A 25,240-nucleotide genomic window follows, 5' to 3' on the forward strand; every position below is an offset into this window, starting at 1 on the left:
AGTGTAGCAATCCGGTGCATCCCGCCGTCTTGCATACATGGTTGTTCAATGTATAGTACTGCCATGTACCCGCGGCTGAGTCCATCCGCGCCGCGCAACATGAGGCATCCATGACGATCAACAAGGACCTGATAGCCGCTTCCTCGACCCCGATCGTGCTGGCGATCCTGGCCGCAGGAGACAGCTACGGCTACGCGATCATCCAGCGCGTCCGCGAGCTGTCGGGCGGGCACATGGAATGGACGGACGGCATGCTCTATCCCGTGCTGCATCGGCTCGAACGGCTCGGCCATGTCGAGGCGCGATGGGAAGTGGCCGGGAGCGGCCGCCGCCGCAAGTACTACCGCATCACGTCCCCCGGCCGGGACCAGCTCGCGGAGGAACGCCGGCAATGGCAGGCGGTGGACGCGACGCTGCGGTCCATCTGGAAGGCGCTCTCCGCCGCCGGTCCGGCTACGCGTCCGGCGTCCGCCGCGTTATCGCCACAAGGAGCCTGACCATGTCCGCCTCGGATCGCACGGCATCGCTCGAAGCGCAGATCGACCAGTGGCGCAGCTACCTGCGCCGGCGGCAGGCGATCCACGCCGTCGACGTCGCGGAGCTGGAAGATCATCTGCGCGAACAGGTCGCGGTTCTGGTCGACGCGGGGCTCGCCACCGATGAAGCGTTCCTGGTGGCGGTCAAGCGCATGGGCGGCCTCGACGCCCTCTCGCGGGAGTTCGCGCGCGAGCACTCGGAGCGCCTGTGGAAGCAACTCGTCGTCGTCCCGCCGGAGGCCGATGGCCCACGGGCGCGCACCCGAGCGGATGCCATCGCCGCCTTCGGGCTCGCGCTGGCGGCAGCCGTGGCGATCAAGCTGCCGGTGCTCTTCGGGTTGCAACTGGAACAGGATGCCGGCTTCTACGCCCGCAACCTCAGCCTGTTCGTGCTGCCCTTCCTGGCCGGCTATTTCGTCTGGAAACGGCAGCTCGGCACGAAGACGCTGTTCTGGCTGGCGGCGGCGTTCGTCGCGGCGGCGGTCTTCGCCAACGTCTACCCCTTCATGCCGGGCGGTGCCAGCGAGAGGCTGGCGGCGCTGCACCTGCCGATCGCGCTGTGGCTGGCGGTGGGCATCGTGTACGCCGGCGGCCGCTGGCGTCGGGGCGACGGCCGCATGGACTTCATCCGCTTCTCGGGCGAGCTGTTCATCTACTACGTCCTGATCGCCCTCGGCGGGGCGGTGCTCACGGCGTTCATGGTGATGATGTTCGAGGCGATCGAGGTCAAGGCCGAGCCTTTCTTCAACGCCTGGCTGCTGCCGTGCGGAGCGGCCGGGGCCGTGCTGGTCGCCGCGTGGCTGGTGGAGGCCAAGCAGAGCGTGATCGAGAACATGGCGCCCGTGTTGACGCGCCTGTTCACGCCGATCTTCGCCGCCGTATTGGTGGTGTTCCTGGGCACCGTGCTGTGGACCGGGCACGGCGTCGACATCGAGCGGAACGTGCTGATCGCCTTCGACCTGCTGCTCGTCCTGGTCCTCGGCCTGCTGCTCTATTCGGTTTCCGCCCGCGATCCGCGGTCGCCTCCCGGCGCCTTCGACGCGGTGCAGGTCGTGCTCGTGGTCAGCGCGCTGCTGGCGGACGCGCTCGCGCTGTGGGCCATCGCCGCGCGCATCAACGAGTTCGGATTCACGCCGAACCGCGTGGCTGCGCTGGGCGAGAACGTGATTCTCCTGGTCAATCTGGCGTGGTCCGCCGTGCTCTACCTCCGCTTTCTGCGAGGCCGCGGATCGTTCGCGCGCCTTGAGCGGTGGCAGACGGATTACCTGCCGGTGTATGCCGCGTGGGCGATGGTCGTCGTGATCGTCTTTCCGCCGCTGTTCCGCTACATCTGAGCGGGTGCGACTGACCGGTGTCCCGAACAACCTGCCTGTCTACCCGCCTGCGGCGGCTCGCCTCGGCCGACGGACGGCGCGCACCTTCGCGCTGTTTCCGCCGCCGCAGAAGAATTGATCGCCATCGGAATCGAGCCCCGACACGCCGACGCCGGACGGCATCTCCAGGCTCTCCAGGACCTTTCCGGTTCGAGGGTCGATCCGCCGCAACTCGCTCTCGTCGCTTTCCCAGGTGCCGTGCCAGAGTTCGCCGTCGACCCAGGTGACCCCGGTGACGAAGCGGTTGGACTCGATGGTGCGAAGAATCGCTCCGGTTCGGGGATCGATTTGGTGGATCTTGCGGTCCCGGTATTGCCCCACCCACAGCGTCCCCTCGGCCCACGCGAGCCCCGAATCGCCGCCGCCACCGGGCGCCGGGATCGTGGCGAGGACGCGGCCGGTCCGCGGATCGATCTTCTGGATGCGATCCTCGGCAAGCTGGAACAGGTGCTGGCCGTCGAAGGCGGTTCCCGCATGGGCGGCGACGTCGATCGAGCCCAGCGGCTTCCCGCTCGCAGGGTCGAAGGCGATCAGCCTGTCGCCGGACGCAAACCAGACGCTGTGGCCGTCGCAGGCGACGCCATGCACGTTGTCGGCACCGGGAAAGGGGCCGTACTCACGGAAGATTTCGGCTTTTGTTCGATGCATGTTTCCATCCTAGCCGCCCGGCAGCGGAGCGGGGAGTAACAAGGTGGTCGCGAATCCCGGCACCGGCGGGGTCGTCCAGCGGCGCGCCCGTCCGTGACCGAACGGCTGCGCCTTGCCCATGGCCGCCAGCGCGTCGAGCGCCCGCTGCACGGTACGCTGGCTGGCGCCGAGGGCAAGCGCCAGGGCCGAGCTCGACCACGACTCGCCGTCGGCGAGCAGGGCGAGCACCGCCGCATGCTTCTCCTCGACCGGCCGCGCCAGCACGACGACTTCGCCTGCATGGCGCGGCGCCAGCACGAAGCCCCGCTTCGTCGCGCTCACTTCGGCCAGCGTGCGAAGCACGCCGCGCAGCCGCCCGATTTCGACGCGCAAGCGCGCGCGATGCGACTCGTCGGCGAGCTTAAGACGGAATGCGCGCGCGACGAGCATGTCCCTGGGCACGTCTTGCGGCCACGCTTCGCCCAGCGCGCGGGCGAGCGCGAACAGCACCGGGCGCGTCGCGAGCGGTATCGTCGTGCCCGCATGGCACACGGCGTGGCGGCAGGCATCTACGACGAAGGCATTCGATGCCAGCAGCGCTTCGACTTCTTCGAGGCGGAGGAGTCGCTCTTCGCCCTTCACGATCAGGCGCGCGGCAGGCGTGTTCAGGACCAGGAAGGCGCTTTCGACCTCCGCCGTCAGCGCGGGAATGCGTGCGTGTTGCGCGGCGCGTGCGGCCCGCGCGAGCGCCGCACGCGCGGGCCTCGTCTGCAGGCGCCGCAACCCGATCCCTGCCGCCACCAGTTCGTGGACGGCTCTCAACGCGGGCGGTAGGGCGGTGGGATCGAGCCCGGCGAGCATGCGTTCGGCTTCGTCGAGATGCCCGATCAGCAGGAGGCGCCGTACTTCGAGATAGCGCGCGTGCGCGGCGTTCACCCGGTCGCCGTGTTCTTCGAGCGTCGCCCGTGCGGCGTCGAGCGCTTTCGCGGGCCAGCCCAGTTCGCGCGAGGCCAGTGCGATCTCGGCTTCGGCGACGACGCATCGCGCGCGCGCCACGGCTTCTTTCGCACCGAAGGCGCGCGCCGCTTTTCGCAGCAGCGCCTTCGCCCGGACCAGCTCGCCGAGCTGTGCCATCGCGATGCCCCGCAGCGCGAGGCCGGGCGCGTCGTCGCGCAGGGCGACCCGTTTCAATGCGCCGAGGGGATCGCCCGCGGCGAGTGCGCGCGCCGCGGCGGTGATCAGCGAGTCCACGGGAACGAGCTCATGTCAATCGCGCCACACTTGTCACTCCCGCCGCTGGAAACCCGATGCCTAATCTAGCGCATGGCCGACCACCACCGGGTCGTCTACAGACGGAGGCGCGATGACCAAGCACACGACCGGAACGCGGCAGGAGTGGCTCGCCGCGCGGATGGCGCTACTCGAGGCGGAGAAGGAGCACACGCGGCGCAGCGACGAGCTGGCGCGGCAGCGGCAGGCGCTGCCGTGGGTCCGGATCGACAAGGCGTATCGCTTCGACACCGACGCGGGCAGCGCCTCGCTGGTGGATCTGTTCCAGGGGCGCTCGCAGCTCCTCGTCTACCACTTCATGTTCGGGCCCGACTACACGGCAGGGTGTCCGTCCTGCTCGATGATCGCCGACGGCTTCAACGGCTTCGCTGTCCACCTGGCCAACCACGACGTCGCGCTGACGGCGGTGTCGCGCGCGCCGCTCGCCAAGCTGCAGGCGTACAAGCGGCGCATGGGCTGGGCGTTCCCGTGGGCGTCATCGCACGGCGGCGACTTCAACTACGACTTCAACGTTTCGATCACCGAGGCGCAGCAGCGCGCAGGTAGCGTCGAATACAACTACCGGCGCGGCGGCCATCCGATCGTCGCCGCCGAGCTCCCGGAACCGGTGCGCGAGTTCGCGGCCACCTGCGGCACGGATGCAGCCACCTACGTGCGCGACCGCCCCGGCATGAGCGCCTTCGTGATCGAGGACGGCGCGGTCCATCACACCTATTCCACCTACGCGCGCGGCCTGGACGGCCTGTGGGGCGCGTACCAGTGGCTCGACCGCGCGCCGCTGGGGCGCAACGAGACGGGCATCTGGTGGCGCCGCCACGACGAATACGCCACGCGCTGAGCCGGCCGTGGATATCGTCGGCGCAACCGGTGGTGCGGACGTCGCGCGCGGCATGGCTGCCGGGCAGGCGTCGCGGCGAATCTTCTTCGGCGTCGCGACGCTGCTGTTCGCCGCCAGCGCGGCGGCGACGATCGTCCGCTGCGCGTCCATGTCGGCGATGGACGGGATGCCGATGCCCGGCGGCTGGACGATGTCGATGGCGTGGATGCGAATGCCCGGGCAGACCTGGCCCGGCGCCGCGGCGGCGTTCCTCGGCATGTGGGTCGTGATGATGGTGGCGATGATGCTGCCATCCCTGGCGCCGGTGCTGTGGCGCTGCCGCCAGGCCGTCGGCAGGACAGGCAACGCGCGTCCCGGTCGTCTGGCCGCGATCGTGGGCGCGGGTTACTTCGCCGTCTGGACGATGTCCGGCGTGGCCGCTTTTGCATCGGGCGCCGTGCTGGCGGCGATCGAGATGCGGCAGCCGGCGCTGGCGCGCGGCGTGCCGATCGCGGTCGGCGGGGTGGTCCTGATCGCCGGCGCCCTTCAGTTCACCGCGTGGAAAGCGCGTCAGCTGGCCTGCTGCCGGAATATGCCGGGGCATGGCCGCACGTCGCCGGTCGATGCCGGCGCGGCCTGGCGGCTCGGCCTGCGCCTCGGTTTCGACTGCAACCTCTGCTGCGCCGGTCCGACGGCGGTCCTCCTGGCCGTCGGGGTCATGGACCTGCACGCGATGGCCGCCGTGATGGCGGCGATCACGCTCGAGCGTCTCGCCCCGAGCGGTGAGCGCATGGCGCGGGCCACCGGGGCCGTCGCCATCGGAGCAGGGTTGTTCCTGATCGCGGGCCATGCCTTTGCCTTTACGTGGTAGGCGATGGCCGCCACCGTCTTGCCGGTGTTTTTCTGCGCGTTCTGCCATTCGTCCACGCGTCGCGCCGTGGTGCTAAGTTGAAGGGACCCTTGGTCTGGTTGCCGGAGTTCCGCATGTTCGTTCCCTTTTTCGCCGCATTGCCGGCGGGCGCGCGCCGCACGATGGTGCGTCTTGTCCTGGCCGTATCGATGGTGCTTGCTGCAGGTGCCGCGGGCGCGCAGGAGACGCGCAGCGCCCAGGTGCCGCCGCCGCAGGACGTGCCGTACCCCGGCACGATCGTTCTTCACGTCGATGCCGGCGACACGGCGCAGGGCATCTTCCGCGTGCACGAGACGATTCCGGTGCAGGCCGGCGCGTTGACCTTGCTGTACCCGCAGTGGATTCCCGGCGACCACTCGCCGACCGGCCCGATCGCGATGCTCGCCGGCCTCACGCTCAGCGCCGGCGGCAAGCCGCTGGCATGGACGCGCGACAAGTACGACGTGTACGCGTTCCACCTCGACGTGCCTGCAGGGGTCGCCCGCATCGACGCGGAGTTCCAGTATCTGTCGCCCCGCGACGGCGGGTTCGAGATCACCGACCGCATGATGGACATGGAGTGGAGCAAGGTGGCGCTGTATCCGGCCGGGCATTTCACGCGCGGCATCACCTTCGCGCCCAGCGTGACGCTGGCGCACGGCTGGCAGCTCGGCACCGCGCTGGAGCCGGCCTCGCAGTCGGGCGACACCACCACCTTCAAGCCGGTGACCTTCAACAACCTGGTCGATTCGCCGGTCTATGCCGGCCAGTACTTCAAGCGCGTCGATCTCACGCCGCCCGGCGGGGCGCCGGTGCATCTGGACATCGTCGCCGACGCGCCGAAATACCTGGCCATGACGCCCGAACAGGTGAACGCGCATCGCGCGCTGACGGTGCAGGCGACCAGGCTGTTCGGCTCGCACCATTACGACCACTACGACTTCCTGTTCTCGCTGTCGGACCAGCTGGGCGGCAACGGCACGGAGCACCACCAGTCCAGCGAGGACGGCCTGGGTGCCGACTACTTCACCGCCTGGGACGACAACGCGCCGGGCCGCGACCTGCTGGCGCACGAGTACGCGCATTCGTGGAACGGCAAGTTCCGCCGTCCGGCGGACCTTTGGACGCCCAACTTCAACGTGCCGATGGGCGATTCGCTGCTGTGGGTGTACGAGGGGCAGACGCAGTACTGGGGCTACGTGCTGACCGCGCGCGCCGGCCTGTGGACGCCCGAACAGTTCCGCGACGCGCTGGCGATGGTGGCGGCCAACTACGACCGCAACCGCGAGGGCTTCCGGTGGCGCACGCTCGAGGACACCACCAACGACCCGACCGCCGCGCGCCGCTCGGGCTTGCCGTATCGCAGCTGGCAGATGAGTGAGGAGTATTACAGCGCCGGGCAGATGATGTGGCTGGAGGTGGACGCCAGGCTGCGTGCGCTGACGCACGACCGCAAGTCGCTGGACGATTTCGCGCGCGCGTTCTTCGGCGTCGACAACGGCAGCTACGTGACGAAAACCTACACCTTCGACGACGTGGTGGCGGCGTTGAACGGCGTGGCCCCTTACGACTGGGCGGGTTTCCTGCACGCGCACGTCGATGCGCGCAAGCCGCCGCTGCTGGACGGCGTCGAGGGCACCGGCTGGAAGCTGGTCTACACCGACAAGGAAAGCGCCTACGAGAAGCAGTACAACAGCCGGCCGCAATCGTCGCGCCACCTGTACAACTTCGCCTGGTCGATCGGCCTGACGATGGCCAAGGACGGCCAGATCAACGACGTGCGCTGGGATGGTCCGGCGTTCAAGGCCGGAGTGAGCACGGGCGCCACCATCGTCGCGGTGAACGGCCAGGACTATTCCGGCGACGTGCTGAAGCAGGCGATCACGGCGGCCAGGACCGGCAAGGCACCGATCAGACTACTGCTGAAGTACCAGGGCACCTACCGCACGGTGCCGGTGGATTACCACGACGGCCTGCAGTACCCGCACCTGGTGCGCGTCGAGGGCACGCCCGATTACCTGAGCGAGATCATCGCGGCGCGCAGGTAAAGGCGACCGGGCACGAGGGTTCGGCCGCGGCTGGGGAAACCGAACCGGGTGCCGTCACCCCGGCGTCAGCCGCAGGCCATCGCTGCGGCAGACGTCGATGTGCGGAAGAAGCAGGATGCGTCCGCCGCGGAAGGTCACGCGAAGATCGCGCCGGCAGCCGCCGGCGGGAACGTCGAAGATCATCGAGGTCAAGCCGCCTTGCAGCGGCTCGCCGAGTGCCACGTCGCGGAAGGCATCGCTGCCGTCGGGCGCGATGGCGAGTGCGGTCACGCTGTCGAACGTGGCGTTCACGAGCTTGAAGTGCCGCGTGGACCTGCGCCCGGCATCGGCGTGGGCGGCGCTGGCCGCGGGCGTGGCGAGCATGCTGCCAGGCGCGAGGGCGAGCAGGGCGGCGAAGGCGATGGCGCGGGTCGGACTCATGGCAGGGCTCCGGCGGGGATGAGGTGTCGCCGGTGGCTTGCGCGCGGTATCGCGCACAAGCCCGGCAGCGTGATCTGGCCGGATCGGCGTTGCCTCTCGAAAGCTTTTCGGGACGAATCGTCGCGACGCGATGACGAATCGTAGCGGCGCTGCGCATTTGCTTTTCAGCACCGTGCGCTGCGCCTAGGATGGCCGCTCCGACCCACGGGATATCCCGCGATGATGGTTCGCCTTGGCAACACGCAGATCGGCCTGGCCCGCTACCTCGGCCTGTGGAGCGCCGTGGCGGTGGTGTTTGCGGTGCAGGAATTCATGCGCGACACGCTCACCGGCCATACCTGGTCGGCTTTCGATTACCTGCGCTGGTCGATGATCCAGTGGTACACGTGGGCTGCGCTTGCACCGACGGTGTTCCGCCTGGCGGTGCGCTTTCCAATCCAGACGCCGCTGCGCCTGGGCGGCCTTGGTGCGCAGCTGGCGGCCAGTGTGAACATGACCTTTCTGGCGCTGGTGATCGGCGCCCTGGTCTCGACGGTGTTCGAGCCGAGCGGGTTCGTCGAGCAGCTGCGGTTCTTCGTCAACCAGCATGCCGCCATGGGGCTGTTCACGTACTGGGCGCTGTTCGCGATCCAGCGGGCCATGCAGTTCCACGAAGAGAAAACGCGCCGCGAACTGGAAGCAAGCCGGCTGGCCTCGGAACTCGCGCAGTCGCGGCTGCAGGTGCTCAAGACGCAGCTGCAGCCGCATTTCCTGTTCAACACGCTGCACGCGGTCGCGACCCTGCTGCACGAGGACACGCTGTCGGCCGAGGACATGCTGCTGCGCCTGAGCGATCTGCTGCGTGCGTTCCTGGAGGACTACGACGGCCAGGAGATCAGCCTGCGGCGGGAGCTGGTGCTGCTGGATCTCTACCTCGGCATCCAGCGCACGCGCTTCAAGGATCGCCTGACCACGCGGATCTACGTGGCCCCGGATACGCTGGATTGCGCCGTGCCCAGCCTGATCCTGCAGCCGATCGTGGAGAACGCCATCTCGCACGGGATCAGCGAACGCGTCGGCGTGGACTGCATCGAGGTCGAAAGCCGGCGCGAGGGCGACAGCCTGTGCATCGACGTGCGCAATCGCAACAGCACGCTGGAGGACGGGCCGGCCTCGCCGTCAGGGCACGGCATCGGCCTGTCGAACACGGAGCTGCGCCTGCGCGAGCTGTACGGCGATGTGGCGCAAGTGCGCCTGGAGATGATCTGGCCGCAGGGCGTGGTCTGTCGGTTGCGCCTGCCGTTCCGCGAGATCGGGGAATCGGACGACTCGCCCGAGGTCGCGTCCGCATGAGCATCGCCACTCTCATCGTGGACGACGAACCGATCGCACGCCGTGCCATCGTGCGCCTGCTGCGCGACGACCCCGACGTCGAACTGCTGGGCGAGTACGGCGATGGCGCATCGGCGGTCGAGGCGATACGCAGCCAGTCGCCCGACCTGGTCTTCCTCGACATCCAGATGCCCGCGATCAACGGCATGGACGTGGTGGCAGCCATCGGTGCGGAGCGCATGCCGGCGGTGGTGTTCGTCACCGCCTTCGAGCAATACGCGGTGAGGGCGTTCGAGGCGAACGCGGTGGACTACCTGGTGAAGCCGTTCAGCCGCGAGCGCTTCGCCGACACCCTGCGCCGGGTGAAGGCGCGGTTGTCTGCCGGCGAGGGCGTGAATGGGGCGGCTTCGGCGCGGATCCTGCAGGCGCTCGACGCATTGCGTCAGCGCGACGACTACCTGCAGCGCCTGCCCGTGCGCATCGACGAACGCATCACCTTCATCGACGTCGACGGCATCGTGTGGATCAAGGCCAGCGGCAATACCGTGCAGATACACCTGGCAGACGGTGTCCACGAGATGCGCGAGACCATGAACGCGCTGGCCGCGCGCCTCGATCCGCGGCATTTCGCGCGCGTCCACCGCTCTGCCATCATCAACGTGCGACGCATCCAGGCCATCCACCCGTGGTTCAACGGTTACCACGTCGTCACGATGGATACCGGCCAGAAGCTGCGCATGAGCCGCTACCAGCACGAAACCTTCCTGCGCCTGGTCTCGGCCCGGCGCAAGGACGAGAAACGGGACGGCGAAAGTTGAATACCGGCCGGCACGACGGCCTTATGCTTCGGTCGGTTCTATCGGCGTGATCGCCGGCAGCGGCCACTTCGCGCCCGACGGACAAGCGCAGAGGACGGCCGCTTTGCTGCGCACGTCAGCGATTGCCGGCCCCCGTTGCCCACCGTTTCAGGCTTCGACCAGACCGCCGTCCCCGATATCGGCGATGACGCGATTGCGCCCGGCGCGCTTGGCGCGATAGAGCGCTGAATCGGCCTCCTTGCAAAGGCGTTGCAGCTCGTAGCCGGAGGTGTCGGTGGAGGCCATGCCCACGCTGGCGGAAATCGATACCCCGCTGCCGTCCTGTTCCATCGGCGTCGTTCCGATGGCGATCCGGATGCGATTGGCGATGTCCAGGCCCTGCTCGCGGGAGCAGTCGTGCAGCAGGATGCCGAACTCCTCGCCGCCCAGCCGGCCGAACAGGTCGCTGGGGCGCAGGTGCTGCTGGCAGATGGCCACGGCGAGCTTCAGCACGACATCGCCCATGGCATGGCCATAGGTATCGTTGACCTGCTTGAAGTGGTCCAGGTCGATGGATATCAGGCAGGCGTGGCCGAACTTTTTCTCCAGCAGGCGCAAGATACGCTCGGCCTCGTTGATGAAGTGCTGGTGGTTCAGGATTCCGGTGAGCCCGTCGCGGCGGGACAGCCGCATGAAGCGAAGCTGCGAGCGCTTGAGCCGGAACAGCCAGAGCACGATGAAGGTCAGCGCCATCAGTAGCAGGGCGCTGTGCAGCCGGCTAGCTTCCGCCGCCTTGGCGTCGAGCGCCTGCTGCATGCGCAGTACGGCATTCTGCCGGCTCAGCGCTTCCGTCTCCAGTTGCCGGGTCAGCACCTGCTGTTGCACGGCTTGGTAGGCCAGTGTGCGTGCGCCGATGTCGTTGAGATAGCCCTTGTCCTGGGCTGCATAGCGTTCGTAATAGGCCAGCGCGGCAGTGGCGTTGCCGTGCTTCTTTTCGACCTGGTAGAGCACTTCGTAGGCATCCTTCAACCACTCGTTGATGTCGTCAGGGTTGCCCATCGCCACGGCGGCGAGGGCTGCTTTGCGCGCGTCGCCGTCGTCGCCCAGCTTCCAGTAGGCCTGCGCCATTTGCGTTTTCAGCGACAGCTGGTGTGGGTAGTACTTATTGGCGTCGATGCCCGGCGCGATCTGGCGTAGCAGCGCCATGGTCTTGTCCGGTTGGTTCTCCTTCAGATACAGGCTGCCCAGCACCAGCCACATGGTGTTGGCGAGGACCGGCTGCTGTGCGGCGACGCAGGTGTCGATGGCCTGCTGCAGCTCCGGGTTGGACGATGCCAGCCGGTTGCCGTTGAACAGCGCCGCAACCTGTAAGGAACGCGGGTAGCACAGGCTCTCGCCCGCGGGCAGCGCATCCTCCATCAACTGCGCGTACTTGATCGCCAGATCCGTCTGCCCGGCTAGGTTCAGCATCTGCGACAGGTTCATCAGGAGCATGGAGCGGGCCAGTGGATTCTTGACTGCGGGCAGGTCGCTGGTTATGCGGTTGGCCAGCGTGAAGGCCTCCTCGTAGCGTCGGTTGGCGGCCAGGTTGCTCAGCAGCAGCGCCGACGATTTGGCGGCCAGGGTGGCGTCGCCGGAATGCTCGATGACTTCGTGGAATTGCGCTTCGGAGCCGGCGTAGTCGCCCTTGAACATGGTTTCCCACGCGTCCAGGTAGCGCAGGTGCCATTGCTCGCCGGCGCTCAGCAGCGGCGTCTCGCGATGGATCTGCTCCAGCATCTGCGCGAAGCGCGGGTGATCCTTCGTGCGCAGGCTTTCGGCTTGGTCGAGGAATGCGGCGGGATCGGTGATGGACGTTGCAGCAGGGGCAGCCTGCATCAGTAGGCACACCGCCAGCGCCGCCAGCACGGCCCAGGACCGGGAGCGTTGCCGCTGGCAGGACATGTTGACGGTCTGTTGGTGATTACTTGCTGCGTTCGGGCTCGGCGGGGAGTTCGGGTTCCTCGCTCTCGCCTTCCTCCGGCGCCTCCTCCTCGAAGCCGGGTGCCTGGGAGATCTGCGGGGCGTACATCGGTTTGTGCCCGAATTCCTCGAGCAGCCAGGCGCTGTCGCCGCTGGCCACCGCGGTCCTGAGTGCGCGAGAGGCGTCCGCCCGTTCCAGCCGGATGGCCAGTTCATCGGTCGGCGCATGGCGCAGCGAAGCGTCGCGGCCGATGGTTTCCAGAAGTTCGATCGTGTCCGACATGTTTTCCCCCTGTTTCCCGTGTTCCCCAAATATCCGTTTTGCGAGCGCTGCGGATCGCCAGCGTATGTCAGGCGATGGCGGCTTCCTTGTCCAGCGCCGCCAGTCGCTCCCGCATGGCCTGATTCTGCTTCAACGGCGCGCCGGGCGGTAGCACCACCGTTTCCTCGGCGGTCAGCTCGGCACCGGGCAGGTCGCGCAGCGCCATGCGGCGGACCCGCGGCTGCTGGATCGGCAGGGTGGCGCTGCGGTAGACGATCACCTCGTGGTCGAGCGGGTAGTCCGCGCTCAGCACATCCACCAGCGCCTGCCGGTAGGCCGGCCCGGTGGAAAAGCGCTTCAGCGAGATGTCGCCCACCAGTCCGACTTGCCACAGCACCAGATAGCCGGCCGGATCGATCCGCCGTTCGTAGAAAAGCAGCTGGCTGGCCTCGAAGTGCTGGCAGCCGAAGCGGCCCGGATCGATGCCCAGGTCGGCGTAGAGGCAGTCTTCGGCGGAGATTCCCGGATCCATGTGCGCCTTGAAGCCTTCCGCGCGGGCCACCTCGATGGCCTTGTGCGGCGACCAGGCGAAGATGCCGGGGTGGCCGTAGAACACGCCGCAGACGTTCTTGCCGGCGCGCACCTCGGTCATCATCAGTTCGACCCACTGCCGGTACGTGACCATCCTCGACTTGCCCTCCGCGTAGTAGGGCTGCAGGCTGCGCACGTCCGGGTGCATGCGTTGCAACCAGATCTCCACGATGCCATCGGAGAGTGCCGCAAACACCACGTCCGCCTGTTCGATGTGGCTGCGTGCCAGAGGGGTGAGATGGGAGCCCAGGGTCATGCCCATGCCGACGCAGGCCAGGCTGCCGCGTCGCGCGTCGTTCGATGGCGGAAGAGTCGGTGTGCTCATCGCCTGTGATAGTAGGGCAATTTTATGGTGCTGGAGCGCACCGTCGCGATCGTCTTCTGGCGGGGCGGGGCGCGCCAGACCTTTTCATCGTGGCCTGGAGCCTCCCGTGGCGTGCAATGGCCGGCCGGAGTCCGATGGGCCTATGGCGGCTTCGCCCGCACGCGCGTATCGTATGCCGGCGCATATGTCAATATGCGTACTTGCGTGGACGCTCATCGGCGCGACCGATATCGGCGTCTCAGGGGACGCGGTCACCTATCAAACGAACAGGAGACCGATGATATGAAGACTCGACTGCTCATCGCAGTAGTGGGCATGGCGTTCGCTACGTGTGCCTTGGGCGCCTCTCCGACGGTGCTCAAGCTGCAAAAAGGGGGCGCCACGGTGCCAACGACCACGCCGGTTGGAGGCGCGCCGCTGACAGCCCTGGAACAGGATCCGGCGATGACCGCCGGGGACGCCGATTCTGGCGATGGAGGCGAACTCGAAGGGCAACCCGTGGTGAACCGCACCATCGCCCACGGGCACGCCGGCAGCAACCGGATGGGAAATGCCAAACGCGCGAAGTCGAACCCTCAATTGCTGGGCGGTTTCGACGGCCTCAATTTCCACGACCAGCGCTTCGCCAATGGCGGTAACCAGTTCTCGGTGGAGCCGCCCGATCAAGGGCTGTGCGCCGGCAACGGATTCGTCATGGAAAGCGTCAATGACGTATTGTCGATCTATGACGGCTCCGGCAACGAACTCGTCGGCCCCGTCGATCTCAATACGTTCTACGGCTACCCCGCGGCGATCAATCGCACTACCGGTGCGTTCGGACCCAGCATCACCGACCCGTCCTGTTACTACGATGCAGGCACGCAGCGCTGGTTCCAGGTCGTGTTGACGCTCGACCGCATCGGCACGACGTCGTCCCTGGCCGGCACCAACCACCTGGACATCGCGGTCAGCCAGACCGCCAACCCCACCGGCGCCTGGAACATCTACCACCTGCCGGTACAGAACAACGGCACGCAGGGCACTCCGGATCACGGCTGTGCGGGTGGGTTCTGCCTGGGCGACTATCCCCACATCGGTGCTGACGCCCATGCGATCTTCCTGACCACCAACGAGTTCGCGTTGTTCGACTCCGGCTTCTACGGCGCGCAGATCTACGCCATTTCCAAGCAGGCGCTGGCATCGGGTGCCGCCTCGCCGAATGTGGTGCTGTTCAACGGCGGCGATCCGAGCATTCCAGCGCCCGCGTTCACGGTATGGCCGGCCATCTCGTCCGGGGGGCAGTTTGTCGACACGCTTGGTGGAACCGAATACCTGCTCAGTTCGGACGCCGTGTTCTTCGACTCGGGCACGTCGAACAGGATATGGCTGTGGTCGGTGTCGAACACGCAGGCCATCGACACCGCGCCCACGGCCCTGGTGCTGGGCGTTTCGCCGATCACCGTGCAGTCGTATGCCGTGCCGAGCAGCCTGGCCCGGCAGAAGCCGGGTAGCGCCCCCCTGCGCGACTGCTTTGCCCTGACCGGTTGCGCGCCGACGTATCTCGGTTTCCCGAATATCGTCTACCCGACGCCGCGCCCCATGGCGGTGAACGACTCGCGCATGCAACAGGTGAGCTACGCCAACGGCAAGCTCTGGGGGACGTTGGATACCGACGTCCTGCTGGCCGATGGCAGCCATGGCTCGGGCATCAATTACTTCGTCATCGTTCCGAAATCCGGCGGCGTCTCCGCCAACGGCACGCTGGCCTTGCCCGATGCGAACCTGACCTACGGCGCGGCGGCCGTCACGCAAAGCGGACGCGGCGTCATCGCGTTCACCGTGGTTGGCCCCAACGACCATCCCAGTGCCGGCTACGCCAGCCTGGATGCAAAGCTGGGCGCCGGTGATGTGCACATAGCCGCAGCGGGCGCAGGCCCGTGGGACGGCTTTACCGGCATCCCCTTCCTCGCCGGTGATCGTCCGCGCTGGGGCGACTATGGTGCGGCGGCGGCCGACGGCAACACGATCTGGACCGCGTCGGAGTACATCGCGCAGACGTGCACCCTGGCCCAATACCTGACCGCTCCGCTGTTCCAGTGCGGCGGTACGCGCGGTGCGCTGGGCAACTGGGCGACCCGCATCTCGGCTATCGGGCTCTGAGACCTCGGCAAGGCGCCAGGTAACGGGCGTGATGGGCAGTGTCCCATCGCGCCCGTTTTGCCTTGAACCGGGTCAGCGTGTAGCTGCCTTCCTGTCGGCCCTCTTCAGCGCCGCACCGCCAGCACGCCGTCCAGCGCCAGCTGTGCCTTGAAGCCGGCCTTCTCCAGCCGTTTCGCCACCTCGCGCGGCACGTCGCGGCCGCTGGTGAGCCTGTTCGGGCTGCCGGTGTAGTGGAACAGCCGGCCGCCGCGACGCAGCACGCGCGCGAGCTGGTCGTAGAACACCTGCGAGTACAGCTCGCCGGCGATGCCGAAGCGCGGCGGGTCGTGCAGCAGCGCGTCCACCGAGGCGTCGGCGATCTGCGCGATCGCCTGTGACACGTCGGCATGGGCGAGCTGCAGGCGGCCGCCGCTGGTGGGCGCGTCCGGGTCAACCCCATCGGGATCCGGCGACCACGGGTTGAGCGTGCGCAGCCACAGCACGTCGGCGTTCTTCTCGAACGAGTGGACGCGCGCCGCGCCGGCTTCCAGGCAGCATGCCGCGAAGTAGCCAAGACCGCCGCAGGTATCCAGTACCACCTTGCCGTGCGGCTCGACCAGCGCCACCTTGCGGCGCGCATCCGTGACCGGCGATTCCTTCGAAGTGGGCAGCATCTTGATGCCGTCGATCTCGAACGTGGGCGCGCCCCATTCGGTGGGCACCAGCTTGATCAACGAGCCGGCGTAGCGGGCCACCGGCGCGAACTCGCCGCCGTCCCAGTAATAAACCGTGCGGTCCTTCAGCGTGGGCGGATACGGGTAGCGCTGGTCCCGCCACTGCCAGGTGTCCGGCTCCAGTGATGCGCGGCCGTTCGAGCGGCCCAGGTCCAGCGAGCCGGTCCATTCGCTTGTGCCGGCATCGCGTGCGGCCAGCAGCGCCTGGGCGGCGGGCCGCGTGAGTATCGGGCCGGAATAATGTGGCACGTCGGGAATTCTCGTCAAAAACCGGATGGATCATAACCTTGCCCCGATCCGGTCGCGATCGACATGGAGGTGCGTGGCCCATGCGCGCCGATACCGGCCTCCTTCAGAACTCTCCGGCGCGGCCGATAGCCATTGAATCGCCCTGGGTGCCGTCACGTGCCGCCGCCCTTTGCGCTGCCTGCACCTTTCCCGGGGAGTCTTTGCGTACATGAGCCGCCATAGCCTGCCTGCACAGAAGCCAGCCAACCGCGTTGACTGGAACGATCCACACCTGGAATCGCTGTTGCGGAAGACCGAGACATGGAAGCTCGACAATCGGGGCGTCCATCCCGCGCAAGAGGTGCAGATTCATATCGGCTGGGGTGCCGCCGCCTGCAAACCCGCGCTGCTGGTCTGGGAACGCGACCAGGCCATGGTGCTGGAAACCCGCTTCCCGATCCCACCGGGCGAACACGTCCGAGTGGACAGCTACCTGGGCGAAGGCGTCCGCGTGGTGTGGGGGGTGGTCATAGAAGGACGTGAAGGACACCGTGCCGAGGATCAGGCCAACGGTGTCCATGTGCACTGGCTGCACGTGCGCTGAGAGTGAGTCCACCGGCCAGGTGCCGACCATGTTCGGCACCTGAGCCCGCAGCTCCGCGACTTGCCGCAGAAGGCATGCCGGCCAGCTTAGCCGGCCGGGTTCGCTGCCGCGGCTGCCGGTGCGTGGCTGGCGGCCACGGACACCGGCACCTTTGCCGTAAGCATGGCGCCCATCGCCAGCAGGCAAACCAGGGCACAAGTGCTGAACAGGGTCTGCAGCATCAAGGTTTCGAATTTCATGATCGTTCTCCGGGCTGTGAGGAAATGAAGCTTTCAAGAGGTGTATGGCAAGTGGCGTGCCAACTCCAGGAAAGCGCGAAAACCCGCACTCCAGGCCATTTCCCCGCTTGCTCCGGCCAGGCTCCGACTGTCCGCGGACGGTCGCCGCGTTGTCCGGACACCGCGTGCCGGACGGTGGCGCGGACATTGGCGTGCACAGGCGCCAGCGCGTGCCGGCACGTCGGGCCCCGGAGCACGAGCGGCCCCCGTTTCCGCGCTACCCTTGCCGCTCCTGTCGTCATGACTGTTTGGGAGATGGAACATGGCCGTTCTCGTGGGGTTTTCCGGCAGCCTGCGCAAGGGTTCGTTCAATGCCGCACTGCTGCGCGCCGCGGGCGCGATGATGCCGGCCGGCAGCCGGCTGGAGATCATGTCGATCGCCGCGTTCCCGCTGTACAACGGCGACGATGAAGCCGCGCACGGCATTCCTGCCGAGGTCGCGGCGCTCAAGGAGGCGATTGCGGCGGCGGACGGCCTGCTGATCGCGACGCCGGAATACAACAACAGCATTCCCGGCGTGACCAAGAACGCGCTGGACTGGCTGACGCGACCGCCGGCCGACATTCCGCGCGTGTTCGCCGGCAAGCCGGTGGCGGTGATGGGTGCGTCGCCCGGCGGCTTCGGCACGATCCTTTCGCAGAACGCCTGGCTGCCGGTGCTGCGCACGCTCGGTGCGGAACTCTGGACCGGCGGCCGCCTGATGGTGTCGCGCGCGGGCAGCGTGTTCGATGCCGATGGCGCCATCGCCGATGTGCGCACCCGCGACTCGCTGCGCCAGTTCGTGGAAGGCTTCACCGCTTTCGCGCAGGCCGGCTCGACGAGGACGATCTAGCCAGAGGGCCTTGCCGATCGGTCCGCGATTTGCGCGGGGCTCAGCCCCAGCACGCGGCGCATGCAGCGAGCCATGTGGCTCGGGTGTGCGAAGCCCGCTTCCAGCGCGATCTCCGTCATGCTCCTGCCGCCTTCGAGCAGGCGCGTTCGCGCGCGTTCCACGCGCCGCTCGAGCACGAAGCGGTGGACCGGCATGCCGGTGGCCTGCCTGAACAGCGGCTTGAAGTGCGACAGGCTGAATCCCGCCACGCCCGCCAGTTCGGCGAGCGTGAGGTCCTCCTCCAGGTGCGCCTCGATGTACTCGGTCACGTGGCGCAGCCGCCATGCCGGCAGCGCGCGGGCGGTCGGGGTTCCCCTGTGCGATTGCAGGGCGAGCAGGCGCGCGGCCAGCGCGGAGGCGAGACTGTCCGCGAACAGCCGGCCGCCGGGGTAGGCGTCGTGGTCCTCGGCCTGCATCATCCAGCCGATGCGCTCGACCTGGGGATCGCGCAGGTGGATCGACGGCGCGAGTTCGGCGCGCGAACCCAGCCCCATGGCATCCGCGGTTTCCCGCAGCAGCGTGGGCGCCAGCCGCAGCAGCAGCGATCGTGCGGGCCGCGACACGATCCAGCGCGTGCTCGAGCGCGCGGGTACGACGCAGAACTGGCCGTGGATGCGAATTCCCCGCCGCTCGTGATTGCCCGCGCGGTAGGAGACGGGAACCGGATCGCCGAGATGAAGGCAGAGCACGTGCCGGTCGTCCAGCGGCGAATCGAACACCCCCGACGGCACCGGCGAGGTGAGCACGTCGAGCAGCGGCAGGCGCTCCCGACCACTGCCCGAGAGCAGCGCGGCTGAGGGATCGGGATAGCACGCGGGGCGGTCGATCATCGCCCGATCCTTTTACGCACCCCGGTTTTGCGCAAGTGCCGAAAATCATCCATCCGTGCCCGGTACCGGCCGTTTGTGCGCGATTCCCGGAAGGGGCGATGCCAGCATGCCCGCATGCACAGACACCCCGGCGAGGAAATTCGGATGAGGCGTAGACAGTTCCTGCAATGGACCGGCATCACGCTCGCTGCCGCTGCCACCGGTGCGCAGGCGTCGCGCGCGGACCTCCGTGCCGGCGGCATGGCGCACGCAGGCCTGTCGCCGCCGACAGGCGCGGCGGCGTTTCGCGCGGCGCGGCGCTGTTTCTGCACGGGGCGCCGCGCAACGGCTTCCAGTGGCGCGGCGCGATCGATCGGCTGTCCGCCTGCCGACGCTGCGTGGCACCCGATTTCATGGGCCTCGGATACTCCGAGATTCCGGCGCCTGGCCGGCGAGGCCATCGACTACTACGCCGCGCCGCTGGTGAGCTCACCGTTGCGCAGGGCGCAGTACCACGCGTTCCACCTTGCGCTGGAGCCCAATCCGCTGGCCGGCATCGAGGCGGCGCTCAAGCGCAGCGCGGTGCCGCTGCGGATCGTATGGGGCGCCGGCGACGACATCTTCGCGCCGGCGGACGCCGACTACCTCGACCGCACGTTCCCGCGCTCCCGGGGCATCCGCCACGTGCCCGGAGCGAAGCTGTTCTTCCCCGAGGAATTCCCCGGCCTCGTCGCCGCGGAAGCGCGGCGGCTGTGGCGTGTCGGCTGATACCGGCTTCGGGCCGAAGCCCTGGCCCGGCATTCAAACCCAACGGAGTAACTGCGTGTTGCGATCAATCTTCCTGTTGTCCGTACTGGCGTTGACCCTGGCCATGGGCCAGCCCGCCGCGGTGGTGGAGCCGCCCGACACGACGAGCGCGCTCGACCATGTCCTGCTGTGGGGGCGCGACATCGATCAGGTCAGCGCGGTCATGGCGGTCAAGCTCGGCTTCCAGGTCAAGCCGGGGCGGAATCCCGGCGGCGTCGCCAATCGTTATGTGCGGATGGGCGACGGCAGCTATCTCGAACTGGAAGGCATCACCCGGCCGGACGCGGACATGGATCCGGGGATGCGCGCGGACCAGGCCGTGCTGCGCGGCGGTCCGGGCGCGCGGACTTTCGGCCTGCGCTCGCCGGCGCTCGATCAGCGCCGCGCCTTCCTGCGGCGCCAGGGCTTTGATCCGACCGCGATCTTCTCGGCCTCGCCGACGGATCCCGATGGCGGTGGCCCGTCGAAGCCGCCGCGCTGGCGCCTGTTCGCCTTCGCGCGCCAGCCGCTGTCGGCGAACCTCTTCTTTATCGACTACGCGCCCGTCGCCGACATCGACGACCGTATCGCGCGCGAGCATCCCAACGGTGCGCGCACGCTGTCCGCCGTCTGGCTTCTGTCGCCGGATGCCGCGTCGGACCGGAAGTCGTTCGAGAAGATGGGGTTCACCGGCGCCGTGCCTGTCCGCCTGCCGCAGATAGCGGCGCGCGGGTATTGCGTGCCGGTCGGCCGCAAGCGCATCTACGCACTGCAGCCGGATGGTCCGGGGATTTCCGCCGATGCGCTGCGCCGCGGCGGTCCCCAGGTGCTGGGGGTCAGCATCGGGGTCGATGATCTCGGCCGGGCGAAAAGGCGGATCGAGCGCGGCTACGAAACGGAACTCGCCAGCTACCGCGGATTGCTGGGCGACTCCTTTCTCGCCCCCACGCAGGACGATCTCGGCCTGCTGATGGAGTTTCATGCGGCATCCACCGCGACGGCTTCCTGTGGCAATCCCAACGGATAGGACGTCGGCTTCACGGAAATTTCCCGGGCACGTTCGGTAGTGCGCGCTACAAGAAGGCATGGGGTTCCGCCCGGCGCGGGCGGCTTCGGAGGGCTCCATGCCGGATCTGCTTTCCTGCGCGGCACGCGGATTGACCCAGGCATCGTGGGTTGCCTGGCTGATCTACTTCGTGATCGTGACGCAGGCCACGATCACCGCAGTCACCTTGTATCTGCACCGCAGCCAGGCGCACCGCGGCGTCGATTTCCACCCGGCCGTCGCGCATGTCTTCCGCTTCTGGTGCTGGCTGACGACGGGCATGGTGACCCGGCAGTGGATCGCCGTGCACCGCAAGCACCATGCGAAGTGCGAAACCGCCGAGGATCCGCACAGCCCGCAGGTGTATGGCATCCGTGCGGTCCTGTGGCGCGGCGTGGATCTTTACAAAAAGGCTGCCGCGGATGCGGGCGACCTGGCGACCTACGGCGCCGGTGCGCCCGACGACTGGATCGAACGCCATCTCTATGCGCGCTGGTCGGCAGCCGGGCCGACCCTGCTGGCGGTGATCAGCCTTGGCCTGTTCGGCGTGGTCGGCATCGCGATCTGGGCGCTGCAGATGGCGTGGATCCCGTTCTGGGCCGCCGGTGTCGTCAACGGCCTCGGCCACTGGTGCGGCTACCGCAATTTCGAGACGGCCGACACCTCGGCCAACCTGGTGCCGTGGGGGCTGATCGTGGGCGGCGAGGAACTGCACAACAACCACCATGCGTTTCCCGGTTCGGCGAAGTTCTCCCAGCGCAGGTTCGAATTCGATGGCGGCTGGATGCTGATCTGCCTGCTGCGCCGGCTGGGCCTGGCGCGGGTGCGGCGGGTCGCGCCGGCACTCGGTTTCCGTGCCCAGGTGCAGCAACCGGATGCGGAAACGGTCAAGGCGTTGCTGGCGCAACGGTGCCGCATCCTGCATGACTACGTCGTCGGCGTGATCGCCCCGACCCTGCGCGCGGAAGGCGCGGTCGATGGGCAGCTGCCGCGCCGACTGCGGCGGGGACTGGCGAGCGGAGGGCGCTGGCTGGACCCGGTATTGCGCGGAGAGCTCTCCGCCTTCCTCCACCAGCGCTTCCGGCTGTCCACCGTGTGCGAGTTCCGTGCACGACTCGCCGGGCTGAGCGAACGTAACGGCCGCGACGCCCAGGCCCTGCTGGAAGAATTGAAGCGCTGGTGTGCGGATGCGGAGATGAGCCAGGTCCGTGTACTGGCCGATTTCGCGGCCCGCCTGAAGGGCTGTTGCATCGCCGGCAGGGAGCGGGTCCATGCCGACCTGCTGGAATTCGCGCGGCCGTGATGCGCTGTGGTGGCACCATGGGCATCGCGTAGTCCACCCGTGCGGGGAGTAACGGCATGACCCTCTATCCGTTTGCGTTGTCGATCGCCGGCACGCTGCCGCCCGTGGCGGCCGCGCCATGAGCCGCCGCTTCGACGCCATCATCGTCGGTGCCGGCCAGGCCGGCCCGCCGCTGGCGAACCGGTTGACCCAGGCTGGCCGGTCGGTGGCGCTGGTCGAGCGCAAGCTGTTCGGCGGCACCTGCGTCAACACCGGCTGCATGCCGACCAAGACCCTGGTCGCCAGCGCGCGCGCCGCGCACATGGCCCGTCGCGCGGCCGATTTCGGCGTGGTGCTGACGGGCGCGGTGGGCATCGACATGGCCAGGGTGAAGTCGCGTGCCGATACCGTCATCGCGAACGCGCGGCATGGCGTGCGCACCTGGCTGGACGGCATGGACGGCTGCACGGTGATCGAAGGCCATGCGCAGTTCGAGGATGCGCAAACCCTGCGCGTGGGCGACGAACGGCTCAGCGCGCCGCAGGTCTTCCTGAATGTCGGCGGCCGCGCCGCGGTGCCGGACATGCCCGGGCTGCACGACATCCCGTACCTCACCAACACCTCGATCCTGGGCCTGGACCGCGTGCCGGCGCACCTGCTAATCGTCGGCGGCAGCTACATCGGGCTGGAGTACGCGCAGATGTACAGGCGCTTCGGCGCCCGTGTCACCGTGGTGGAAAAAGGCCCGTACCTGATCGGGCGCGAGGACGAGGACGTGTCGGCGGCGGTGCGCGGGATCCTGGAAGGCGAAGGCATCGACATCCGCACCGGCGTCGCCGACCTCGCGTTCGCGGGCGCGGGCGAAACGCTCGCGGTGACGGTCGACGGCGAGCGGATCGCCTGCAGCCATGTGCTGGTGGCGGTGGGACGCGTGCCGAACACCGGCGACCTCGGCCTCGACAAGGCCGGCGTGGCGACCGATGCACGCGGCTACATCAGCGTCGACGACGAGTTGCGCACCAGCGTCCCCGGCATCTGGGCGCTGGGCGACTGCAACGGCCGCGGCGCGTTCACGCATACCGCATACAACGACTTCGAGATGGTCGCGGCGAACCTGCTCGACGGCGAGCACCGCCGGCTCGGCGAGCGCGTCAGCGGCTACGCGCTGTACATCGACCCGCCGCTGGGCCGCGTCGGCATCAACGAGGCGGAGGCGCGCAAGCGCGGGCGTCCGTTCCTGGTCGGCAAGCGGCCGATGGGCCGGGTCGGCCGTGCGGTGGAAAAGGACGAGACGCAGGGTTTCATGAAGGTGATCGTCGATGCGCAGACGAAGGCGATCCTCGGCGCCGCGATCCTCGGTGTCGAAGGCGACGAGGCGATCCACGGCATCATCGACATGATGAGCGTGGGCGCCACCGCCACCCAGCTGCAGCACACGGTGCCGATCCACCCGACCGTGTCGGAACTCCTTCCCACGCTGATCGCGGAAGTGCATGCGCCGGAGGGCGGGTAAGGCCACCGCCATCGCCCTGCAGGATCGGTCTTGTCCAAATCGCGGGACCCCACGCGTCACAGGCATGGCGGAGCATGCTGCCCGCCGATCACCCGGAACGGAGAATCACGATGCAATATCTACTGATGCTGTATGCGGAGGAAGGAGGCTGGGCGCGCATGTCGCCGGCCGAACAGGAGCAAGGTGTCGCGGCTTACGGGGCCTATACGCAGGCGCTGAAGACGGCGGGCGCGCTGGCCGGGTCGAACCGCCTGCAAGGCAGCGCGACCGCGACCACCGTGCGCGTGGCGAACGGCAAGTCGCAGGTGCTGGACGGCCCCTATGCGGACTCCAAGGAGCAACTGGCTGGCTACTACCTCATCGACGTGGCCGATCTGGACGCCGCGCTCGCCTGGGCGGCGCGCTGCCCGGCCGCGAGTCACGGCATTGTCGAAGTGCGGCCGGTCTGGAGCATGTAGCTTGGATCGCACCGCACAGGCGCGCCGTGCGGCGGATGCGGTGGCCCGCCGCAGCTACGGCAAGCTCGTCGCCTTCCTGGCCGCGGCCATGCACGACGTGGCGGCGGCCGAGGATGCCTTGTCCGAAGCGTTTGCCGCGGCCCTGGCGGACTGGCCGCGCAACGGCTGCCCCGCGAACCCGGAGGCCTGGCTGCTGACCGTTGCCAGACGCAAGGGGGTCGACAGGTTCCGGCACCACCGCAACGGCGAGGCGGCGGCCGTGCAGTTGCGGGTTCTGGCGGAGATCGGCGAGAGCGCGTCGGCGGAAGGCGACGACGCGGCCATCCCGGATCGGCGCCTCGCGCTGCTGTTTGCCTGTGCGCATCCGGCCATCGATGCCGGCATCCGCGCGCCGTTGATGCTGCAGGCGGTACTCGGGCTGGATGCGAAGGCCATCGCCGCGGCCTTCCTCGCCTCGCCGGCGGCCATGGGCAAGCGGCTGGGGCGGGCGAAGCAGAAGATCCGGCAGGCCGGCATTCCCTTTGTCGTGCCGACGCGCGACGAGCTGGCCGGGCGGCTGGACGGCGTGCTGGAAGCCATCTACGCCGCCTTCGCGGAAGGCTGGAGCGATCCCGGCGGCACCGACGCGATACGCCGCGACCTCACGGCCGAAGCGTTGTTCCTCGCCAGGCTGGTCGCCGAGTTGCTGCCGCAGGAGCCGGAGGTGCTGGGCCTGCTGGCCTGCATGCTGCATGCGGAAGCACGCCGTTCCGCGCGCCGCACGGCGGAAGGCGGCTACGTGCCGCTGGCCGGGCAGGATGTCGCGCTGTGGGATGCGGCGATGATCGACGAAGCCGAGGCTCTGCTGTTGCGCGCCAGCAGGCTGGGCCGTATCGGCCGCTACCAGCTCGAAGCCGCGCTGCAGTCGGCGCATGTCGAGCGTTGCCGCAGCGGTCGCACCGACTGGACGCCGGAGGTGCGGATCTACGACGCGTTGCTGGCGCTCTGCGGCTCGCCGGTGGTCGCGCTCAACCACGCGCTGGCCATCGCGGAGCTGAAGGGTCCGGAGGCTGCACTCGAGATCATGGACGCGCTCGCCGCCGATGGCCGGCTCGTCGATTACCAGCCTTACTGGGCGGCACGGGCGGCGTTGCTGGCCAGGACGCACGCCTGCCGCGACGCGCGGCACGCCTTCGACGTCGCGATCGGTCTTGCCGGCGATCCAGCCGTGCGCCGTTTCCTGCAGGATCGCCAGGCCGCGTTGCCGCGCTGAGCCCAGCGAGCGCG

At 68.3% G+C, this 25,240-nt stretch carries 25 protein-coding genes; 16 read left to right on the forward strand and 9 right to left on the reverse strand.

Annotated features, from left to right (window positions below):
• Positions 1 to 110: 110 nt before the first annotated feature.
• Entirely contained in the window at positions 111 to 497 is a 387-nt protein-coding gene (locus KK131_RS12180; protein WP_214556995.1) for a PadR family transcriptional regulator, read from the forward strand.
• A gap of 2 nt (positions 498 to 499) precedes the next feature.
• A complete protein-coding gene (locus KK131_RS12185) occupies positions 500 to 1,870 on the forward strand; it encodes a permease prefix domain 1-containing protein (protein WP_214556996.1) in 1,371 nt (456 codons plus the stop codon).
• Positions 1,871 to 1,909: 39 nt separating this feature from the next.
• On the opposite strand, the gene KK131_RS12190 is transcribed toward KK131_RS12185, so the two are convergent.
• Together KK131_RS12190 and KK131_RS12195 are read right to left on the reverse strand one after the other, a co-directional pair.
• Entirely contained in the window at positions 1,910 to 2,557 is a 648-nt protein-coding gene (locus KK131_RS12190) for a PQQ-binding-like beta-propeller repeat protein (protein WP_214556997.1), read from the reverse strand.
• 9 nt (positions 2,558 to 2,566) lie between these two features.
• Entirely contained in the window at positions 2,567 to 3,787 is a 1,221-nt protein-coding gene (locus KK131_RS12195; RefSeq protein ID WP_214556998.1) for a helix-turn-helix domain-containing protein, read from the reverse strand.
• Positions 3,788 to 3,899: 112 nt separating this feature from the next.
• Between KK131_RS12195 and KK131_RS12200 the strand changes: the two genes are divergently transcribed.
• The 3 genes from KK131_RS12200 (at position 3,900) to KK131_RS12210 (ending at position 7,580) form a co-directional block, all read left to right on the forward strand.
• Positions 3,900 to 4,664, forward strand: coding sequence for a DUF899 domain-containing protein (locus tag KK131_RS12200; RefSeq protein WP_214556999.1), 765 nt, complete (start codon positions 3,900 to 3,902; stop codon positions 4,662 to 4,664).
• A 7-nt stretch (positions 4,665 to 4,671) separates the two neighbouring features.
• Entirely contained in the window at positions 4,672 to 5,514 is an 843-nt protein-coding gene (locus KK131_RS12205) for a DUF2182 domain-containing protein (RefSeq protein WP_345777247.1), read from the forward strand.
• 113 nt (positions 5,515 to 5,627) lie between these two features.
• A complete protein-coding gene (locus KK131_RS12210; RefSeq protein ID WP_214557000.1) occupies positions 5,628 to 7,580 on the forward strand; it encodes a peptidase M61 in 1,953 nt (650 codons plus the stop codon).
• A gap of 54 nt (positions 7,581 to 7,634) precedes the next feature.
• Here KK131_RS12210 and KK131_RS12215 read toward each other — a convergent pair whose 3' ends face one another.
• Positions 7,635 to 8,000: a hypothetical protein gene (locus tag KK131_RS12215; RefSeq protein WP_214557001.1), complete on the reverse strand. Its 366-nt coding sequence runs from the start codon at positions 7,998 to 8,000 to the stop codon at positions 7,635 to 7,637.
• 219 nt (positions 8,001 to 8,219) lie between these two features.
• Between KK131_RS12215 and KK131_RS12220 the strand changes: the two genes are divergently transcribed.
• Positions 8,220 to 9,332 (forward strand): histidine kinase, encoded by a 1,113-nt coding sequence (locus KK131_RS12220; protein WP_214557002.1) that lies wholly within the window; start codon positions 8,220 to 8,222, stop codon positions 9,330 to 9,332.
• Positions 9,329 to 10,129: a LytTR family DNA-binding domain-containing protein gene (locus tag KK131_RS12225; protein WP_214557003.1), complete on the forward strand. Its 801-nt coding sequence runs from the start codon at positions 9,329 to 9,331 to the stop codon at positions 10,127 to 10,129. The genes KK131_RS12220 and KK131_RS12225 overlap by 4 nt, the downstream gene beginning before the upstream one ends.
• 147 nt (positions 10,130 to 10,276) lie before the next feature.
• Here the strand turns inward: KK131_RS12225 and KK131_RS12230 are convergent, their stop codons facing one another.
• From KK131_RS12230 to KK131_RS12240, 3 genes are all read right to left on the reverse strand, one after another.
• Positions 10,277 to 12,052, reverse strand: coding sequence for a GGDEF domain-containing protein (locus KK131_RS12230; RefSeq protein WP_214557004.1), 1,776 nt, complete (start codon positions 12,050 to 12,052; stop codon positions 10,277 to 10,279).
• A 19-nt stretch (positions 12,053 to 12,071) separates the two neighbouring features.
• The gene (locus KK131_RS12235; protein WP_214557005.1) at positions 12,072 to 12,353 is read right to left on the reverse strand and encodes a hypothetical protein; all 282 of its coding nucleotides are present in this window, start codon (positions 12,351 to 12,353) and stop codon (positions 12,072 to 12,074) included.
• Positions 12,354 to 12,420: 67 nt separating this feature from the next.
• Positions 12,421 to 13,248, reverse strand: coding sequence for an SAM-dependent methyltransferase (locus KK131_RS12240; protein WP_214557006.1), 828 nt, complete (start codon positions 13,246 to 13,248; stop codon positions 12,421 to 12,423).
• Positions 13,249 to 13,530: 282 nt separating this feature from the next.
• Here KK131_RS12240 and KK131_RS12245 point away from each other — a divergent pair, with 282 nt between their 5' ends.
• Entirely contained in the window at positions 13,531 to 15,387 is a 1,857-nt protein-coding gene (locus KK131_RS12245; RefSeq protein ID WP_214557007.1) for a hypothetical protein, read from the forward strand.
• 104 nt (positions 15,388 to 15,491) lie between these two features.
• Here KK131_RS12245 and KK131_RS12250 read toward each other — a convergent pair whose 3' ends face one another.
• Positions 15,492 to 16,349: an MnmC family methyltransferase gene (locus KK131_RS12250; RefSeq protein ID WP_214557008.1), complete on the reverse strand. Its 858-nt coding sequence runs from the start codon at positions 16,347 to 16,349 to the stop codon at positions 15,492 to 15,494.
• Positions 16,350 to 16,557: 208 nt separating this feature from the next.
• Here KK131_RS12250 and KK131_RS12255 point away from each other — a divergent pair, with 208 nt between their 5' ends.
• Entirely contained in the window at positions 16,558 to 16,932 is a 375-nt protein-coding gene (locus KK131_RS12255) for a hypothetical protein (protein WP_214557009.1), read from the forward strand.
• Positions 16,933 to 17,018: 86 nt separating this feature from the next.
• Here the strand turns inward: KK131_RS12255 and KK131_RS12260 are convergent, their stop codons facing one another.
• Positions 17,019 to 17,171 (reverse strand): hypothetical protein, encoded by a 153-nt coding sequence (locus tag KK131_RS12260; RefSeq protein ID WP_214557010.1) that lies wholly within the window; start codon positions 17,169 to 17,171, stop codon positions 17,019 to 17,021.
• A gap of 301 nt (positions 17,172 to 17,472) precedes the next feature.
• On the opposite strand from KK131_RS12260, the gene KK131_RS12265 reads away from it, so the two are divergent.
• Positions 17,473 to 18,042 carry an NADPH-dependent FMN reductase gene (locus tag KK131_RS12265; protein WP_214557011.1) on the forward strand — a complete coding sequence of 190 codons (570 nt, stop codon included), beginning with the start codon at positions 17,473 to 17,475 and terminating at the stop codon, positions 18,040 to 18,042.
• Here KK131_RS12265 and KK131_RS12270 read toward each other — a convergent pair.
• The gene (locus KK131_RS12270) at positions 18,039 to 18,911 is read right to left on the reverse strand and encodes an AraC family transcriptional regulator (protein WP_214557012.1); all 873 of its coding nucleotides are present in this window, start codon (positions 18,909 to 18,911) and stop codon (positions 18,039 to 18,041) included. The two genes, KK131_RS12265 and KK131_RS12270, sit on opposite strands and share 4 nt — an antisense overlap.
• Positions 18,912 to 19,055: 144 nt before the next feature.
• On the opposite strand from KK131_RS12270, the gene KK131_RS12275 reads away from it, so the two are divergent.
• The 6 genes from KK131_RS12275 to KK131_RS12300 all read left to right on the forward strand — a co-directional run bounded on the left by KK131_RS12275 (position 19,056) and on the right by KK131_RS12300 (position 25,226).
• Positions 19,056 to 19,658 carry an alpha/beta hydrolase gene (locus tag KK131_RS12275; protein ID WP_250887239.1) on the forward strand — a complete coding sequence of 201 codons (603 nt, stop codon included), beginning with the start codon at positions 19,056 to 19,058 and terminating at the stop codon, positions 19,656 to 19,658.
• 55 nt (positions 19,659 to 19,713) lie between these two features.
• Complete coding sequence (locus KK131_RS12280; protein WP_345777248.1) at positions 19,714 to 20,703, forward strand: VOC family protein; 990 nt, start codon at positions 19,714 to 19,716, stop codon at positions 20,701 to 20,703.
• A 97-nt stretch (positions 20,704 to 20,800) separates the two neighbouring features.
• A complete protein-coding gene (locus KK131_RS12285) occupies positions 20,801 to 22,024 on the forward strand; it encodes a fatty acid desaturase (RefSeq protein ID WP_214557013.1) in 1,224 nt (407 codons plus the stop codon).
• 118 nt (positions 22,025 to 22,142) lie between these two features.
• Complete coding sequence (locus KK131_RS12290; protein ID WP_214557014.1) at positions 22,143 to 23,516, forward strand: FAD-containing oxidoreductase; 1,374 nt, start codon at positions 22,143 to 22,145, stop codon at positions 23,514 to 23,516.
• A gap of 110 nt (positions 23,517 to 23,626) precedes the next feature.
• Positions 23,627 to 23,974, forward strand: a complete 348-nt coding sequence (locus tag KK131_RS12295; protein ID WP_214557015.1) for a YciI family protein — start codon at positions 23,627 to 23,629, stop codon at positions 23,972 to 23,974.
• A 1-nt stretch (position 23,975) separates the two neighbouring features.
• Positions 23,976 to 25,226, forward strand: a complete 1,251-nt coding sequence (locus tag KK131_RS12300; protein ID WP_214557016.1) for a DUF6596 domain-containing protein — start codon at positions 23,976 to 23,978, stop codon at positions 25,224 to 25,226.
• The last annotated feature ends 14 nt before the right edge of the window (positions 25,227 to 25,240 follow it).

This window comes from Rhodanobacter sp. LX-99 (assembly GCF_018599185.1).
Lineage (GTDB): Bacteria > Pseudomonadota > Gammaproteobacteria > Xanthomonadales > Rhodanobacteraceae > Rhodanobacter.

Coding starts and splice junctions, on each gene's coding strand:
- KK131_RS12180 (WP_214556995.1), top strand. CDS start 111: ATGACGATCAACAAGGACCTGATAGCCGCTTCCTCGACCCCGATCGTG.
- KK131_RS12185 (WP_214556996.1), top strand. CDS start 500: ATGTCCGCCTCGGATCGCACGGCATCGCTCGAAGCGCAGATCGACCAG.
- KK131_RS12190 (WP_214556997.1), bottom strand. CDS start 2,557: ATGCATCGAACAAAAGCCGAAATCTTCCGTGAGTACGGCCCCTTTCCC.
- KK131_RS12200 (WP_214556999.1), top strand. CDS start 3,900: ATGACCAAGCACACGACCGGAACGCGGCAGGAGTGGCTCGCCGCGCGG.
- KK131_RS12210 (WP_214557000.1), top strand. CDS start 5,628: ATGTTCGTTCCCTTTTTCGCCGCATTGCCGGCGGGCGCGCGCCGCACG.
- KK131_RS12215 (WP_214557001.1), bottom strand. CDS start 8,000: ATGAGTCCGACCCGCGCCATCGCCTTCGCCGCCCTGCTCGCCCTCGCG.
- KK131_RS12220 (WP_214557002.1), top strand. CDS start 8,220: ATGATGGTTCGCCTTGGCAACACGCAGATCGGCCTGGCCCGCTACCTC.
- KK131_RS12225 (WP_214557003.1), top strand. CDS start 9,329: ATGAGCATCGCCACTCTCATCGTGGACGACGAACCGATCGCACGCCGT.
- KK131_RS12230 (WP_214557004.1), bottom strand. CDS start 12,052: ATGTCCTGCCAGCGGCAACGCTCCCGGTCCTGGGCCGTGCTGGCGGCG.
- KK131_RS12235 (WP_214557005.1), bottom strand. CDS start 12,353: ATGTCGGACACGATCGAACTTCTGGAAACCATCGGCCGCGACGCTTCG.
- KK131_RS12240 (WP_214557006.1), bottom strand. CDS start 13,248: ATGAGCACACCGACTCTTCCGCCATCGAACGACGCGCGACGCGGCAGC.
- KK131_RS12245 (WP_214557007.1), top strand. CDS start 13,531: ATGAAGACTCGACTGCTCATCGCAGTAGTGGGCATGGCGTTCGCTACG.
- KK131_RS12255 (WP_214557009.1), top strand. CDS start 16,558: ATGAGCCGCCATAGCCTGCCTGCACAGAAGCCAGCCAACCGCGTTGAC.
- KK131_RS12260 (WP_214557010.1), bottom strand. CDS start 17,171: ATGAAATTCGAAACCTTGATGCTGCAGACCCTGTTCAGCACTTGTGCC.
- KK131_RS12265 (WP_214557011.1), top strand. CDS start 17,473: ATGGCCGTTCTCGTGGGGTTTTCCGGCAGCCTGCGCAAGGGTTCGTTC.
- KK131_RS12270 (WP_214557012.1), bottom strand. CDS start 18,911: ATGATCGACCGCCCCGCGTGCTATCCCGATCCCTCAGCCGCGCTGCTC.
- KK131_RS12275 (WP_250887239.1), top strand. CDS start 19,056: ATGAGGCGTAGACAGTTCCTGCAATGGACCGGCATCACGCTCGCTGCC.
- KK131_RS12285 (WP_214557013.1), top strand. CDS start 20,801: ATGCCGGATCTGCTTTCCTGCGCGGCACGCGGATTGACCCAGGCATCG.
- KK131_RS12290 (WP_214557014.1), top strand. CDS start 22,143: ATGAGCCGCCGCTTCGACGCCATCATCGTCGGTGCCGGCCAGGCCGGC.
- KK131_RS12295 (WP_214557015.1), top strand. CDS start 23,627: ATGCAATATCTACTGATGCTGTATGCGGAGGAAGGAGGCTGGGCGCGC.